Origin of the sequence: Thauera sp. SDU_THAU2, from assembly GCF_038260575.1 — a bacterium.
In the GTDB taxonomy this organism is placed as follows: domain Bacteria; phylum Pseudomonadota; class Gammaproteobacteria; order Burkholderiales; family Rhodocyclaceae; genus Thauera.
The window spans coordinates 3,624,791-3,639,717 of sequence record NZ_JBBWUN010000003.1; the positions used below are offsets into that span (position 1 = coordinate 3,624,791).

A 14,927-nucleotide genomic window follows, 5' to 3' on the forward strand; every position below is an offset into this window, starting at 1 on the left:
CTTCGATTTTGGCGAAAGATACCATCGCCGATGCGTGATCGACAGCGGGCCGTGCGCCGCCGATCATCACCTCATGGAAAGCACATCTCTCATCATCGTTGCCGCGGTGTTCCTGGCGGCCGGCGCGGTCAAGGGCGTTTCGGGCATGGGGCTGCCCACGGTCTCGATGGCGCTGCTCGGGCTGCTGATGCCGCCGGCCGAAGCGGCGATGCTGATGGTGCTGCCCTCGCTGGCGACGAACTTCGCTCAATGCATCGGCCCGCACTGGGCAATGCTTGCCAGGGCGTTGTGGCCGATGTGGACCGGCCTGGTGCTGGCCGTCCTGTTCAGCCCGATTCCGGCCATCGATGCCCCTGAAGGACGCGCTTCGCTGGTCCTCGGGCTGGTACTGGCGGTTTACGGCATCTGGGGACTTGCCCGGCCTGCGCTCCCCGGCTTCGGCCGCCACGCCCTGTTCGCCGGCGGCATCGCCGGGTCGGCGACAGGACTGGTGACCGCGGCGACCGGCGTTTTCGTGATTCCCATGGTGCCTTATCTGCAGGCGCTGAAGCTGCCCAAGGACGTTTTCATCCAGGGGCTGGGCATCAGCTTCATGATCGCGACGGTGGCCTTGGCGCTGCGGCTGGGGAGTTCGGACGTGGGCGACTGGGTCGCCAACGGTCCGGCATGTGCGGCAGCCCTGTTCGCCGCCTTCCCGGGTCTCTGGGCCGGGGCGCGGCTACGCGGGCGACTGGACCCTGCACAGTTTCAGCGCACGCTCTACGGCATCTTCCTGCTGCTCGGCCTGATCATGGCCGGACGGTCGATGTGAGGGCCGCCAGGCCATGGCCACGGCGGCGCAAGGGCGCCGGCGACGGGTGTTCGTTCATGGCGGCTGCTCCCTACATTTTCGCAAGCGCCGCCATCACCAGCAGCAGGCTGATCGCGGACAGCAAGGTCTGGAAGGTGATGAGGCCGGCCATCAGATGGCTGTCGCCGCCCAGCTGCCGCGTGAGCACGTAAGCCGTGGGCGCGGTCGGCAGGGCGAAGAACAGCACCAGGACAGCGGTTTCGATGGTGGGCAGCGCCAGAATCCAGGCGCTCAGAAACGCGATCACCGGCACCACGAGCAGCCGGATCAGGCTGTTCCCGACCAGCGCGCTGCCCTGCCCCTGTAGCTCGTCGAGCTTCAGCGCCGCCCCCACGCACAGCAGGCCCAGCGGCAGACTGGTCGTCGCCAGCAGGCTCAGCAGCTTGTCCGTGCCCCATTTCAGCTCGAGCCCGGAAAGGTTGAAGAGCGCGCCTGCCAGGCAGGACAGGATCAGCGGATTCCTTGCCAGCGGCATGATCAGCGCCGCGACACTCTTGCTTCTGTCGGCCGTCAGCGCCAGCACCGACAACACGTTCATGGCCGGCACCAGCACTGCGAGAATCACCGCGGCGTAAGCCATGCCTTCCTTGCCGTACAAGCCGCTGACGGCGGCAAGCCCCAGATAGGTGTTGAAGCGAAGCAGGCCCTGGAGCTGGACACCGAAGCGGGCAGCCGGCCACCCCTTGATCCGGCGGGCGACGAGCAGCCCGGCCGTGACCACGCCCAGCACGATCATCGCCGCGGCGAGCAGGCGCGGCAGCGCGGGGCTGTCCAGCGGAGCGGTACTGAGGCTGCTGAACAGCAGCGCGGGAAACAGCACGAAGTAGTTGAAGCGCTCCGCGCCCGGCCAGAATCCCGCTCCCGGGAAACCCGTGCGCTGCATGACATGGCCGGCCACGATCAGGACGAAGAGCGGCCAAAGCGAAATCAGAATGTGGCTCATCAGGCGTAACTCGCTCCCATGCCGGCTCGCACGTCCTGCTGGATCCCGTACTGCGGGAACGGATAGCGGAAGCCGTTGCGCGCAAGCGCCTTCATGCCCTCGACGGCCTTGTCCAGATGATCCGGCGGCAACGCCATCAGCATTTCATCGTCCAGCACGCCGCCGTAGCGCCGCTCGGCGAAACAGGGAATCGACAGGCTCGGTTCGCGGGTTCTCAGCGCACGCCCCCAGGAGTCCGCACAGGCAGATTCCCCCACCACCGACCAGTCGAACTTCTTGTAGCCGCTCCACTGCAGGCCATTGATGAAATACATCATCGCCCCCGGCGTGGCATAGAACAGCACGATGTCGGGCGGATCGAGCCGGCCGCTGGCAAGCGGCGAAATCGCCAGCGCCTCGTACTTGCCGTCCTCCACGCAGTGCATCGCTGCCTGGTGTGCGGCAGCATCGTCGGCGGTCTTGAACCAGTGGCCGACCATGAACTCGCCGCTGCGCCATTCGGCATCCTTCGCATTGCCCAGGCCGACGACCGAACGGCATTGCGGCCCGTAGAGGTTCTCCGCGGTGACACCGACCGTCCATCCCAGCCTGGCGGCCTGGGCGACGAGCTGATCGAGATTGTGCACGGAATCGGGGCGCCGGATCTTCGGGATGGCCTCCATGTCGGCTCTGCTCTCGTACAGCTTCATGCCGAAGACGAAGCTGCGGAGCTTGAGCAACTGCTCCAGCGCCTGCGACCTCTCTTTCCAATCGACGCTCATCCTGTTTCCCCAAAAACGATGACCGGCGCTGAACGCGCCGGCCCCGGAGTTTAGCGCCCCATCGAGTAGAACTCTGCATTGGGCCGCATGCTGGTGACGTTGGCGATGCGGTTGGACATGCCGAAGAAAGCCGCGATACCCGCGATGTCCCAGATATCGTCGTCGGTGAAGCCGTGCGCCTTCAAGGCCTCGAAGTCGGCCTCGCCCACCTGCTGGGCCGCCTGCGACACCTTCATGCCGAAGTCGAGCATCGCCTTCTGCCGCTCGCTGATGTCGGCCTTGCGGTAGTTGGTGGCAACCTGGTCGGCGATCAGCGGGTTCTTCGCACGGACACGCAGGATGGCGCCGTGCGCGATCACGCAGTACTGGCACTGGTTCACCGCGCTGGTCGCCACCACGATCATTTCCCGCTCGGCCTTGCTCAGGTTGCCGGGCTTTTCCATCAAGGCATCGTGGTAGGCGAAGAAAGCGCGGAACTCGTCCGGGCGGTGGGCCAGCGTCAGGAACACGTTGGGAACGAAACCGGCTTTTTCCTGGACGGCAACGATCCGCTCGCGGATGTCCTCGGGCATGTCCTCCAGTGCGGGGACCGGGAAACGGCTCACGGCGGCCTGTTGTGCTTGAGTCATGTTCTTCTCCTTCGAGTGATGAGGCAGCTTTCGGGCGCTGCAGGTTTTTATCGATTGACGTCCACGACGACGCGGCCGCGCACTTCGCCCTTCAGGATGCTGGCGGCCAGCGGGATCGCTTCGGCGAGGCCGACTTCACGGCTGATCCGGCCGAGCTTGCTCACGTCCAGGTCGCTGCCCAGGCGCTGCCATGCCACCAGGCGGTCGGCACGCGGGCACATCACGCTGTCGACGCCCGCCAGGGTCACGCCGCGCAGGATGAAGGGCGCGACGCTCGCCGGCAGGTCCATGCCCGCCGCCAGGCCGCAGGCCGCCACCACACCGCGGTACTTCGTCGTCGCGCAGACGTTGGCCAGCACATGGCTGCCGGCAACGTCGACCGCGCCGGCCCAGCGCTCGCGGCCCAGCGGCTTGCCGGGCGCGGCATAGTCGGCCCGATCGATCACCTCGCTTGCACCGAGCGCCTTCAGGTAGTCGGCATCGTTCGGCCGGCCGGTCATCGCCACCACCGTGTAGCCCAGCTTCGCCAGCACCGCGACGGCGACGCTGCCGACGCCGCCCGCCGCGCCGGTGACGAGGATCTCGCCGTCCGCCGGCTTCACGCCGTGCCGCTCCAGCGCCAGCACGCACAGCATCGCGGTATAACCCGCGGTGCCGATCGCCATCGCCTGCTGCGGCGTGAAGGCCGCGGGCAGCGGCACCAGCCAGTCGCCGTTCAGCCGCGCCTTCTGCGCCAGCCCGCCCCAGTGCGTTTCACCGACCCCCCAGCCATTGAGCACCACCGCATCGCCGGCCTGGTAGTCCGGGTGGCGGCTGTCCTCGACCACCCCCGCCAGGTCGATGCCCGGCACCATCGGGAACTTGCGCACCACCGGCCCCTTGCCGGTGATCGCCAGGCCGTCCTTGTAGTTGATCGTCGAATGGCTGACCCGCACCGTGACGTTGCCCTCGGGCAGTTGCGCTTCGTCGATGTCCTTCACGCCGGCGCGATAACCGGCTTCGTCCCGCTCGATCAAGATGCCCTTGAACATGTCATCCTCCTCCATTTAGACCGACTGTCTAGTGATGGTCAAAAAAATCAGCCTGCTGCCAGGCTGGCGAAGAAAAACCCTGCAAACACTTCGAGCGGCGTCGCGCTGCGCTCGAGCTTGGCACGCAGCACCGCGCCCTCCCAGCCGATCCAGAACACGACCGCGAGCTGTTCGGTGTCGGCAGCCGGGGCGATCTCCCCGGCCTGCTGCGCTTCGCGAAGGCAGGCCGCCAGACGCGCCTGCCAATCCTCGAAGGTTTCCTTGAGTCGCTCGCGGAAGCTCTCCGGCAGCGCACCCATCTCCTGGCCGAGATTGCCGATCAGGCAGCCGCGGCGGAACTCGTAGCGAGCCATGCCGTCCGTTGCATCGGCCACGAAGGAACGCAGGCGGTCCAGCGGCGCAAGCGATGAATTACCGAAATGGCGATCCAGCTTGCGGGCGAAGAACAGCCCGTAGCGCTTGATGAGGTCGAGGCCGAACGCTTCCTTGCTGCCGAAGTAGTGATAGAAGGAGCCTTTCGGCACGCCGACGCGGCCGAGGATTTCCTCGATGCCGGTGGCGGAAAAACCCTTCTCGGTGAGCACTTCCAGACCCGCGCGCAGCAGCAGTTCGCGCGTCTCGGTCAGGTTCTCACGCTGCCGCGGCGGCCTGCCGCGACGACGAGGGGTGTGTTGTTCGACGTCCATGCGGAGATATTGAACCGATCGTCTCGTAAAATCAAGCGGAAAGATCGTCAGGCCGCACGCGACCTGCCACGCCACCAGACCACGATCCAGCCGAGAACGGTGCCGGCAAGGCTGCCCATCAGCGCACTACCGACGACCAGAGGATATTCGTCCCCGAAATGGAAACAGGCAAGCGCCGCGCCAATGCCAAAACCGGCAAAGGCAAACCGGCCGACCTGGCGCCGCCGTGCCTCGATGAACTCCTGCTCGCGGCGTTTGCGGCGGGCTTCCTGCTGGGCGCGAATGCCCGGCTCCAGCACCGCACGGGCGGCGGCGTCTGCCTGTGTCTTGTTCATGCGATTGCCTGGACGGGATCGGATTCATCGACCTGCATGGCTTCCGGCGCCGGCCCGATGGCGGGGGGCACGCCAAGTGATGGGTGCCGCCTCCGGCTCGCCCCATCCATGCGGACGGCATCCCTAGGCTTGCCGCAGGACTCATGCAGGCCTTCCTGGAGCATCGGCTGCGCGACAGCCTGCCGCCCGCGCCGGGCCATGTCCGCAGCATTCGCCCCAGCCGCGATACTTGCTGGTGTGGCCGATCCCGGGATTGAGGGTATTGGTGGGATCGAGCTTGCGGTAAAAACCCGCCAGCGCGGGCTTGGCCACATACAGATGGCCGACATTGTGTTCCGCCGGGTATTCGGCGCGGCGCACGTCCAGCAACTCCCACATGCGGTGTTCCATCGCCAGCGGATCGACGCCCTTCCTGACGATGTAGTCCTGGTGGAAGACGTGGCAGAAGAAGTGCCCGTAGTAGAGTTTGTGGAGGATGTCGTCCTCCATGTCGGCGGGCAGTCGCTCGACCCAGTCGCGGTCGTTGCGGCGCAGCGCGACGTCGAGCGGGACGATGCCGCCCACGCTGCCGGGGTGCGCCTCGCGGTAGCGGATCGCCGCGCCGGCGATGGCGAAGCGGTGCAGGAAGGCCTTGCGCCCTTCATCGGCATCGCATTCGAAATACGCCCCGGAAGCCCGGCCATTGAAATACTCGGCCAGAAAGGCGCGCGTGGCGTCGGCGGTGTCGTCGGAGACACGCACCAGCAAATGGTGCTCGAAGCGCTGGCGCCATTCGCGCATGCGCGGCGGCAAGTGGCTGGGCAGCAGATTCATGCAGGCCTGGATCACGCGGTCGGAGATGCCGCGCAGGCCGAGGCGCTCGAAGAAGCCATCGACACGGCTCTTGAGCGCGAACATCTTCGGCACCTTGACGGTGCCGAATCTGTCGATGAACAGGAAGGTATCCTTGCCGTACTTCTCGCCGATGTCGTAGGCGGTGCGGTGGATGTATTCGCCGGCGATCGGCAGCCGCGGCAGCGCCGTCAACAGGTGCCGGCGCACGGCGGTCAGGTCGTCGGGATCGTTGCTGCCGATGTAGAACACGGTGCTGGGCTCCTTCGGGAAGGTGTCCAGCCGTACCGCGAACAGGCAGAGCTTGCCGGCCGAGCCGGAGGCTTCGAACAGCCGCGACGGGTCGGCGTTGAAGCGCGCCGGCGTGTCGGCATCGACGTCGCGCACGTGCGTGCCATAACCCGCGTCGGAGGCGGCGCGGGCCGGATCGTTGGCGATGTCCTCCGCCCCGTATTCGCCCTTCTGCAAGCGGGTGAGGATCTGCTCGGGCGTGTCGCCCAGCGCGATGCCCAGGTGGTTGACCAGCTCGACCCGGCCGTCCTCGGCCACGCGCGCATACAGCGCCAGTTCGGTGTAGGCCGGGCCGCGCCGCACCAGCGCGCCGCCGGAGTTGTTGCAGATCCCGCCCAGCACCGAGGCGCCGATGCAGGAAGAGCCGATCACCGAATGCGGTTCGCGGCCGAATGGCGCCAGGGTCTGCTCGAGCCGGTCCAGCGTGGCACCGGGCAGGCAGACGACTTGCGCGCCGTCGTTGATGACCCGGATGCCGTCGATGCGCAGCGTGCTGATGAGCACGATCTCGCGGTCGTAGGCATCGCCATCGGGCGTGGAGCCGCCGGTCAGGCCGGTGTTGGCGGCCTGCATGATGACGATGCGGCCGGCCGCCACCACCGCCTGCAGCACCTGCCATTGCTCCAGCAGCGTGCCCGGCCGCAGCACCGCCAGCACCGGCCCCTCGCCGGTGCGGATGCCCTTGCGGAAGCGCCGCGTACTCTGCTCGTCGGTGAGCACATGCGCATCGCCCACCAGTTGGCGCAATTGTGCCAGCAGTGCCTCGCTGGTCACGGATGTGGAGGCTGCAGGTATTGCGGCGGCCGTGGTCATTGTTCGACCCTCCTGGTCAGACTTATTGGACCAGCAGATCGCCGGTGATTTCGGCAACGTTCTTGACGCTGGTCAGCGTCATGGCGACACGCATTTCCTTTTCCAGCAGGTCGAGCAGATTGGACACGCCGGTCTGACCCTGGGCAGCCAGGGCGTAGATGAAGGCACGGCCGATCATGGTGCAGTCGGCACCGAGGGCAAGCATGCGCACCACGTCCAGGCCGTTGCGGATGCCGGAATCGACCAGGATCTTGATCTGGCCCTTCACCGCGTCGGCAATGGCCGGCATGGCGCGCGCCGACGACAGCACGCCGTCGAGCTGGCGGCCGCCGTGGTTGGAGACGACGATGCCGTCGGCGCCGAAGCGCACCGCGTCCTTGGCGTCCTCGGGGTCGAGGATGCCCTTGATCACCATCGGGCCCTTCCAGAATTCACGGATCCATTCCAGGTCCTTCCACGAGATCGAGGGGTCGAAGTTGGCCCCCAGGTAGCCCATGTAGTCTTCCAGGTTGACGTTCTTGCCCATGTAGGTGGAGATGTTGCCCAGCGTATGCGGCTTGCCGTTGAGACCGACGTCGATGGCCCATTGCGGATGCAGCGCGGCCTGGATGTAGCGGCGCATGGCGGCGTTGGGGCCGCTCATGCCGGAGTGCGCGTCGCGGTAGCGAGCGCCGGGCACCGGCATGTCGACGGTGAACACCAGGGTCGAGCAGCCGGCCGCCTGGGCACGCTCCAGGACGTTCTGCATGAAGCCGCGGTCCTTGAGCACATAGAGCTGGAACCACATCGGCCGGCTCAGCCTGGGTACGACTTCCTCGATCGGACACACCGACACGGTGGACATGGTGAAGGGGATGCCCTTCTTGTCGGCGGCCATCGCGGCCTGCACTTCGCCGCGGCGCGCATACATGCCGGTGAGGCCGACCGGCGACAGGGCCACGGGGATGGAGAGTTTCTCGCCGAACAGTTCGATGCTGGTGTCGAGCTGGCTCATGTCCTTGAGCACGCGCTGGCGCAGCGCGACCTCGGCCAGGTCTTCGACGTTGCGGCGCAAGGTCTTCTCGGCGTAGGCGCCGCCATCGAGGTAATGGAACAGGAAGGGCGGCAGGCGCTTTTGCGCGGCAACTCGGTAATCGCTGGCAGAAGAAATGATCATGACAGGGCTTCCTTTGTTAAGGCAGCGCCCATGCCCGGCAAGGGCATGGGGCCGTGAAGATCAACGGACGCCATCCGGAATGACCGATGGCGCTTTGAGGGATTCGGGCAGTCGCCCGTAGCGGGCACGGCGGGCATCGTCGTCGTCGAGGCGGCGTACGGTGTCGCGCACATAGATCAGGTGAGATTCGATGGCGGCGCGCGCGCGCGCCGGATCACCCTCCAGAATGGCCTGCATCAGTTCCTGGTGCTGCTCGGTCAGCGCTTCGAGCGTACCTTCCGACGATGCAAGTGTGAACATCGTGTGCCGGCTTTGCATCACGGTAGAAAACACCAGATCGAACAGGCTGTACATCACCCGCAGCAGCACCACGTTGTGTGCCGCCTCGGCGATGGCGAGATGGAACTGCGCGTCGGCACGGGCCGACAGCTCGTAGTCGCCGCTTTGCTGGTGGTGCACCATGACGTCGAAGCAGCGGCGAATGCGCGCCTTGTCCTCGGGCGTGGCCCGCAGCGCCGCATACCAGGCCGTGCTGCTCTCGAGCGCGGCCCTGGCCTCCAGCACGTCGTAGCGATACTCGGGATCCTGGCTCAGCAGCGTGGCGAGCGGCTCCAGCGGGCCGGGCGACAGAAAGGAATGCCCGGGGCTCTGCACGTAGGTACCGTCGCCATGCCGACTGTACAGCACGCCCTGGCTGATCAGCCGCTGGATGGCTTCGCGCAGGGAGGTGCGCGAGACGCCGAGCTCCACCGCGAGCTGCCGCTCGCCGGGTAGGCGCTGGCCGGGCTGCCATTGTCCCTTTCGCACGAGCGCGTGCAACTGCTCGGTCACTTTGTCGGATAGTCGCATGCAGGTCGTACCGGCGTTCAAGGCGAGCCGCACGCGGGGCATCCCCAAGGATGCCCCGCGTGCGGCTCAGGCTTCGGAAGTCGTCACTGTACCGCCAACGGCTTGCCCTTGAGCGCGGAAAACACGCCCAGCACCAGCGCCAGCCACACCACCGCCGCCGCCCACCACATCACGTTGCCGGTGATGAGCGCCTGGCCGATCAGGCCGCCCTGGATGCAGTAGTAGCTCATCGGCACCAGGGTCTTGCGGATGATCTCGCCTTCGCGGTTGAGCATCCCCACCACTGCGCCCGCAGCCACGACGTTGTGCACGCAGATCATGTTGCCCGCCGCACCGCCGATCGCCTGCAGCGCCACGACGACGGCCGACTGGTCGATGTTCAAGCCGATCTGCTGTGCGGTGGAGAACTGGAAGTACGAGAACATCATGTTGCTGACGGTGTTCGAGCCGGCGATGAACGCCCCCAGGCTGCCCACCCACGGCGAGACGTTGGGCCAGGCGTCGCCCGCCATGGCGGCAGCGCCCTGCGCCAGCACCAGCGGCATGCTGAGCATCGAGCCGTCGGCCGCTGCCGAGTTGATGAACACCTGCACCATCGGCACGGCCAGCAGCAGCGCCGGCGCGGCTTCCACCATGGTGATGGCCGAATACTTGACCCCGCGCATGAACTGCCGCCCGGTCATGCTGAAGATGACGATGCAGGCGAGCGACACCAGGATCAGGATGAAGCCGGGCGAATAGAACAGCTGCACCGACGGCGAAATGCTGGTACCGAACAGCGCGGGGATCTTGAACGTCGTCAGCGGTCCGGTCAGGAAAGCCTTGAGCGGCGCGATGGTGCGGGTGAGGATCAGCAGCGCCACGACCAGCACGTAGGGCGAGAAGGCGCGCAGCACGGAGAACCTGGAAGCACCCTGCACCGAATCGTCGGAGGTCACGGTGCCCAGCCATTTCTCCTCCCAGGCCGCGCGCGGCGGGAAGTCGAAGTTTTCCTTGGGTACCAGGAAGCCCTTCTTGGCAGCGGTGACCACGATGACCAGACCGACCAGCGCGCCGACCATCGACGGGAACTCCGGCCCCAGTATCTTGGCGATCAGGTAGTAGGGCAGCGTGAAGGCGATACCGGCGAAGATGGCGAAAGGCGCTGCCTTCAGCCCCTCGGTGAACGACTGCTTGGCACCGAAGAAGCGGGTGAGCATGCCGCACAGGATCAGCGGAATGACGAAGCCGACCGTCGCATGCAGGAAAGCGACGTTGGTGACGATGTCCAGCAGGTAGTCCATCGGCTGCATCGGTGCAATCAGCTCCGCGATGTCGGCCTTGTTGTCGATGCCCGAGCGCACCCCCACCAGCATCGGCGTGCCTACCGCGCCGAAGGACACCGGCGTCGATTGGATCACCAGCACCGCCATCACCGAGGCCATCGCCGGGAAGCCCAGCGCCAGCAGCAGCGGCGCCCCGACGGCCGACGGCGTGCCGAAGCCGGACGAGCCTTCGATCAGCGAGCCGAACAGCCAGGCGACGATGATGACCTGGACCCGGCGGTCGGGCGAGATGTCCATGAAGCCCTGCCGAATCGCCCGCAATGCGCCGCTCTCCTTGAGCGTGGCGAGCAGCAGGATGGCGCCGAAGACGATGAACAACAGAGTGAGGGCAGTCACCACACCATTGACCGTGGCTGCCGCCACCATCGCGCCCGGGGCCTGCCAGACGAACAGCGCCAGCAAGGCGGTGACCAGATAGGCCGAGCCCATGGAGAGCTTGGCCGAGCGCCCCAGTACCACCATCAAGAGAAAAACCACTGCAATTGGTGCAAGGGCCAGAAGCGTATATCCGAGGCTCATGCGTCATATCTCCAGAAAATGTCTTTACGCGGCCATTGCGGCAGGCCCGCGCCTTCGTTTTGTACACCGGTCTGGAATACCCTTGAACTGGTATTACCAATTTAAAACTACTGATGCAGGGCACAATTATACTTATTAACTTTTCCCGGAAATGCCTGGGTAAAACCCGAAAAACTCACTTCTGTAGCGCAACATCAGCAAACCATTATCATGGCACTGGTATGACCAGTTGAGACGTGCGGAAACATTCACCTCATGTCGGAACAAAAAACGAGGGCCGGCCCGCTCATCCCGAGCGGGCCGGCCCTCATCGAAAAGCTGGCGGAGAAGCCGAGCGCGGGTGTTCAGCCCGCCAGCGCGCGCCCGATCACCAGGCGCTGGATGTCGCTGGCGCCTTCGTAAATCTGGCACACCCGCACGTCGCGGTAGATGCGCTCGACCGGAAAGTCGGTGACGTAGCCGTAGCCGCCATGCACCTGGATGGCATCGGAGCACACCCGCTCGGCCATTTCCGAAGCGAACAGCTTGGCCATCGAGGCCTCCTTGAGGCAGGGCCGGCCGGCGTCCTTCAGGCTGGCGGCATGCCATACCAGTTGGCGCGCCGCTTCCAGTTGCGTCGCCATGTCGGCGAGGCGGAAGTTGACTGCCTGGTGCTCGAAGATCGGCTTGCCGAAGGTCTCGCGCTCCTGCGCGTACTTGATCGCCGCTTCCAGCGCGGCCCGCGCCATGCCGAGACACTGGGCGGCGATGCCGATGCGGCCGGCTTCCAGATTGGACAGGGCAATCCTGTAACCTTCTCCTTCGGCGCCGATCACCGAGCCGGCCGGGATGCGGCAGTTCTCGAACAGGATCTGCGTGGTGTCCGAGGCCCGCTGGCCCATCTTCTCCTCGATGCGCCCGACCTGATAACCCGGCGCATCGGCCGGCACCAGGAAGCAGGTGATGCCTTTCTTGCCCGCCGCCTTGTCGGTGACGGCGAAGACGATGGCGACGTCGGCGTGCTTGCCGGTGGTGATGAACTGCTTGACGCCGTTCAGCACCCATTCATCCCCTTCCCGCACCGCGGTCGTGCGGATGGCGGCGGCGTCGGAACCGACGTGCGGCTCGGTGAGGCAGAAGCAGCCCAGCTTCTCGCCGCGGGCCAGCGGCCTGAGCCAGGCTTCCTTCTGCGCCTCGGTGCCGAAGCGGTTGAGGATGCCGCAGGGCAGCGAGTTCTGCACACTGAGGATGGTCGAGGTGGCGCCGTCGCCAGCGGCGACTTCCTCCAGCGTCAGCACCAGGCTCATGTAGTCCATGCCGGCGCCGCCCCACTCCTCCGGCACCACCATGCCGAGCGCGCCGAGTTCGGCCAGCTCCTTCAGCGCCTCGCGCGGGAAGGTGTGCTTGCGGTCCCATTCGGCAGCGAAAGGCGCCAGGCGCTCCTGGGCAAAGGCGCGCATCGAGTCGCGGACGAGTTCCTGTTCCTGGGTCAGAATCATGGTCGATGCTCCTTTCAGCCGCCGCAGCCGACGGCCGCGTCGACTTCGATCGCCACCGCCGTCGCCTCGCCGCCGCCGATGCACAGGCTGGCGATACCGCGCTTCAGCCCGCGCTTGCGCAGCGCGCCGATCAGCGTCACCAGGATGCGGGCGCCGGACGCGCCGATCGGGTGGCCCAGCGCGCAGGCGCCGCCATTGACGTTGACCCTGTCGTGCGGCAGCTTCATCTCGTGCATCGCCGCCATCGTCACCACGGCGAAGGCTTCGTTGATTTCCCACAGGTCGATTTCGTCGCTGCGCCAGCCGGCCTTGTCCAGCACTTTCTGCATCGCGCCCACCGGCGCGGTGGTGAACCAGGCCGGTTCCTGCGCATGGGTGGCATGGCCGACGATGGTGGCGACCGGCTTCAGGCCGAGCCGGTCGGCGGTCGATCTGCGCATCAGCACCAGCGCCGCGGCGCCGTCCGAGATCGAGCTGGAGTTGGCCGGCGTGACCGTGCCGTCCTTGCGGAAAGCCGGCTTCAGCGACGCAATCTTGTCGATCTGCGCCTTCAGCGGCTGCTCGTCCTTGTCGACGACGACCTCGCCCTTGCGCCCGGACACCGTCACCGGCACCACTTCCCAGTTGAAGTCGCCGTTGTTGATCGCGGCCTGGGCACGGGTGGTCGAGGCGACGGCGAATTCGTCCTGCGCCTGGCGGCTGAAGCCGAAATGGCCGGCGCAGTCCTCGGCGAAAGTGCCCATCAGGCGGCCCTTGTTTTCCTTCGAATAGCTGTCTTCCAGGCCGTCGAGGAACATGTGGTCCAGCGTCTGGCCGTGGCCGAGGCGGTAGCCGGCGCGCGCCTTGGGCAGCAGGTAAGGGGCGTTGGACATCGACTCCATGCCGCCCGCGACCATCACCTCGTTGGTGCCGGCGAGGATCAGGTCGTGCGCCAGCATCGTGGCCTTCATGCCCGAGCCGCACACCTTGTTGATCGTGGTGCAGCCGGCCGACAGCGGCAGGCCGGCGCCGAGCGCGGCCTGGCGGGCCGGCGCCTGGCCGAGGCCGGCGGGCAGCACGCAGCCCATGATCACTTCCTGCACCTGCTCCGGCGCCAGGCCGGCGCGCGCGACTGCCGAGCTGATGGCGACGGCGCCGAGCTGCGGTGCGCTCAGGCCGGACAGATCGCCCTGGAAACCGCCCAGCGGCGTGCGGGCGACGGAAACGACGACGACGGGATCGGACATGCTGTTCTCCTCATTGATGTTTGCTTGTTGGCCGCATTCAGTGGCCGAGCGCGTCGAGCGCCGCCACGTAGCGCGGCATCAGATCCTGCGGGCGGCTGACGTTGAGGCCGAGATCGCGGATCAGGCCGTTCTTCAGGCCGTAGATCCAGCCATGCACGGTGAGCGGCTGGCCCTTGTGCCAGGCGTCCTGCACGACCACGGTCTGGGCGACGTTGACCACCTGTTCGAGCACGTTCAGTTCGCACAGGCGGTCGTGGCGCAATTCGGGCGGCAGCGTATCGACCGCCTGCAGGTGGCGCACATGCACGTCCTGCACGTGGCGCAGCCACAGGTCGACGAGGCCGACGCGGGCGCGGTCGAGCGCCGCCTTGACGCCGCCGCAGCCGTAGTGGCCGACCACCATGATGTGCTTGACCTTCAGCACATCCACCGCGTACTGGATCACCGCCAGGCAGTTCAGGTCGGTATGCACGACGACGTTGGCGACATTGCGGTGGACGAAGACTTCGCCCGGCAGCAGGCCGACGATCTGGTTGGCCGGCACGCGCGAATCGGAACAGCCGATCCACAGGTAGTCCGGGCTCTGCAGATGGGACAGCTTCTCGAAGAAGCTCGGATCGAGCTGCTGCATCTGGCGCGACCAGGCCTGGTTGTAGTCGAACAGGTGCAGCAGGCTTTCGTTGTTCACCTGCTCCTCGGACCACTGCGCGAGGTCGAGCGTCAGGAAGATCGTGCCTTCGATCGGGCTGGGGTAATAAGCCGGCGCCTCGGTGAAACCCAACTCGCGGTACAGCTTCACGGCGATGCGCATCGCCGGCAGGGTGTCGAGCAGGATGCGGCGGTAACCCAGCGCCTGCGCCGCCTTGATCGCCGCCAGCGCCAGCTTGCGGCCCACCCCGTGGCCGCGCACGTCGGGATCGACGTAGAGCCGCTTCATCTCGCAGACGCCTTCGGAAAAGCGCCGCACGCCGACGCAGCCGGCCGGACGGCCGTCCAGTTCGGCGAAGAACAGGCGCCCGTCGGCCTCGCCGTAGGCACCCGGCAGGTTGGCGACTTCGTCGGCGAAGCCCTGGTAGCTGAGATCGACGCCCAGCCAGGCGGCGTAGTTGCGGAAGAACTGGCGCACCTGCTCCAGTTCGGCCGTGTCGGACGGCGTCAATGCGCGCAGGTTCAGAGACATGTGAGTTCCTCGGCTCGTGATGGC

14 protein-coding genes are annotated in these 14,927 nt (G+C 66.3%); 1 reads left to right on the plus strand and 13 read right to left on the minus strand.

Going from position 1 to position 14,927, the window contains the following annotated elements:
• Positions 1-73 precede the first annotated feature (73 nt).
• The gene (locus AAFL97_RS18705; RefSeq protein ID WP_341646195.1) at positions 74-811 is read left to right on the plus strand and encodes a sulfite exporter TauE/SafE family protein; all 738 of its coding nucleotides are present in this window, start codon (positions 74-76) and stop codon (positions 809-811) included.
• A gap of 70 nt (positions 812-881) precedes the next feature.
• Here the strand turns inward: AAFL97_RS18705 and AAFL97_RS18710 are convergent, their stop codons facing one another.
• The 13 genes from AAFL97_RS18710 to can all read right to left on the minus strand — a co-directional run bounded on the left by AAFL97_RS18710 (position 882) and on the right by can (position 14,903).
• Positions 882-1,793 carry an AEC family transporter gene (locus AAFL97_RS18710; RefSeq protein WP_341646196.1) on the minus strand — a complete coding sequence of 304 codons (912 nt, stop codon included), beginning with the start codon at positions 1,791-1,793 and terminating at the stop codon, positions 882-884.
• On the minus strand, positions 1,793-2,554 hold the full coding sequence (locus tag AAFL97_RS18715) for a DUF169 domain-containing protein (RefSeq protein ID WP_341646197.1): 762 nt from the start codon (positions 2,552-2,554) through the stop codon (positions 1,793-1,795). The genes AAFL97_RS18710 and AAFL97_RS18715 overlap by 1 nt, the downstream gene beginning before the upstream one ends.
• Positions 2,555-2,604: 50 nt before the next feature.
• Entirely contained in the window at positions 2,605-3,183 is a 579-nt protein-coding gene (locus AAFL97_RS18720; protein ID WP_341644359.1) for a peroxidase-related enzyme, read from the minus strand.
• Between the two features lie 47 nt (positions 3,184-3,230).
• Complete coding sequence (gene acuI / locus AAFL97_RS18725; RefSeq protein WP_341644358.1) at positions 3,231-4,214, minus strand: acrylyl-CoA reductase (NADPH); 984 nt, start codon at positions 4,212-4,214, stop codon at positions 3,231-3,233.
• A 47-nt stretch (positions 4,215-4,261) separates the two neighbouring features.
• A complete protein-coding gene (acuR, locus tag AAFL97_RS18730) occupies positions 4,262-4,900 on the minus strand; it encodes an acrylate utilization transcriptional regulator AcuR (RefSeq protein WP_341646198.1) in 639 nt (212 codons plus the stop codon).
• A gap of 47 nt (positions 4,901-4,947) precedes the next feature.
• Positions 4,948-5,235 (minus strand): hypothetical protein, encoded by a 288-nt coding sequence (locus AAFL97_RS18735; RefSeq protein ID WP_341646199.1) that lies wholly within the window; start codon positions 5,233-5,235, stop codon positions 4,948-4,950.
• 141 nt (positions 5,236-5,376) lie between these two features.
• Positions 5,377-7,170: a D-lactate dehydrogenase gene (gene dld, locus AAFL97_RS18740; RefSeq protein WP_341646200.1), complete on the minus strand. Its 1,794-nt coding sequence runs from the start codon at positions 7,168-7,170 to the stop codon at positions 5,377-5,379.
• A gap of 22 nt (positions 7,171-7,192) precedes the next feature.
• Positions 7,193-8,326: an FMN-dependent L-lactate dehydrogenase LldD gene (gene lldD, locus AAFL97_RS18745; protein ID WP_341646201.1), complete on the minus strand. Its 1,134-nt coding sequence runs from the start codon at positions 8,324-8,326 to the stop codon at positions 7,193-7,195.
• Positions 8,327-8,386: 60 nt separating this feature from the next.
• Positions 8,387-9,175, minus strand: coding sequence for a transcriptional regulator LldR (gene lldR, locus AAFL97_RS18750; RefSeq protein ID WP_341646202.1), 789 nt, complete (start codon positions 9,173-9,175; stop codon positions 8,387-8,389).
• Positions 9,176-9,258: 83 nt separating this feature from the next.
• Positions 9,259-11,019 (minus strand): L-lactate permease, encoded by a 1,761-nt coding sequence (locus tag AAFL97_RS18755; RefSeq protein ID WP_341646203.1) that lies wholly within the window; start codon positions 11,017-11,019, stop codon positions 9,259-9,261.
• 344 nt (positions 11,020-11,363) lie between these two features.
• Positions 11,364-12,497 carry an acyl-CoA dehydrogenase gene (locus AAFL97_RS18760; RefSeq protein ID WP_341646204.1) on the minus strand — a complete coding sequence of 378 codons (1,134 nt, stop codon included), beginning with the start codon at positions 12,495-12,497 and terminating at the stop codon, positions 11,364-11,366.
• Positions 12,498-12,511: 14 nt separating this feature from the next.
• Positions 12,512-13,723 (minus strand): acetyl-CoA C-acetyltransferase, encoded by a 1,212-nt coding sequence (locus AAFL97_RS18765; protein ID WP_341646205.1) that lies wholly within the window; start codon positions 13,721-13,723, stop codon positions 12,512-12,514.
• 37 nt (positions 13,724-13,760) lie between these two features.
• The gene (can, locus tag AAFL97_RS18770; protein WP_341646206.1) at positions 13,761-14,903 is read right to left on the minus strand and encodes a carbonate dehydratase; all 1,143 of its coding nucleotides are present in this window, start codon (positions 14,901-14,903) and stop codon (positions 13,761-13,763) included.
• Positions 14,904-14,927: the final 24 nt, after the last annotated feature.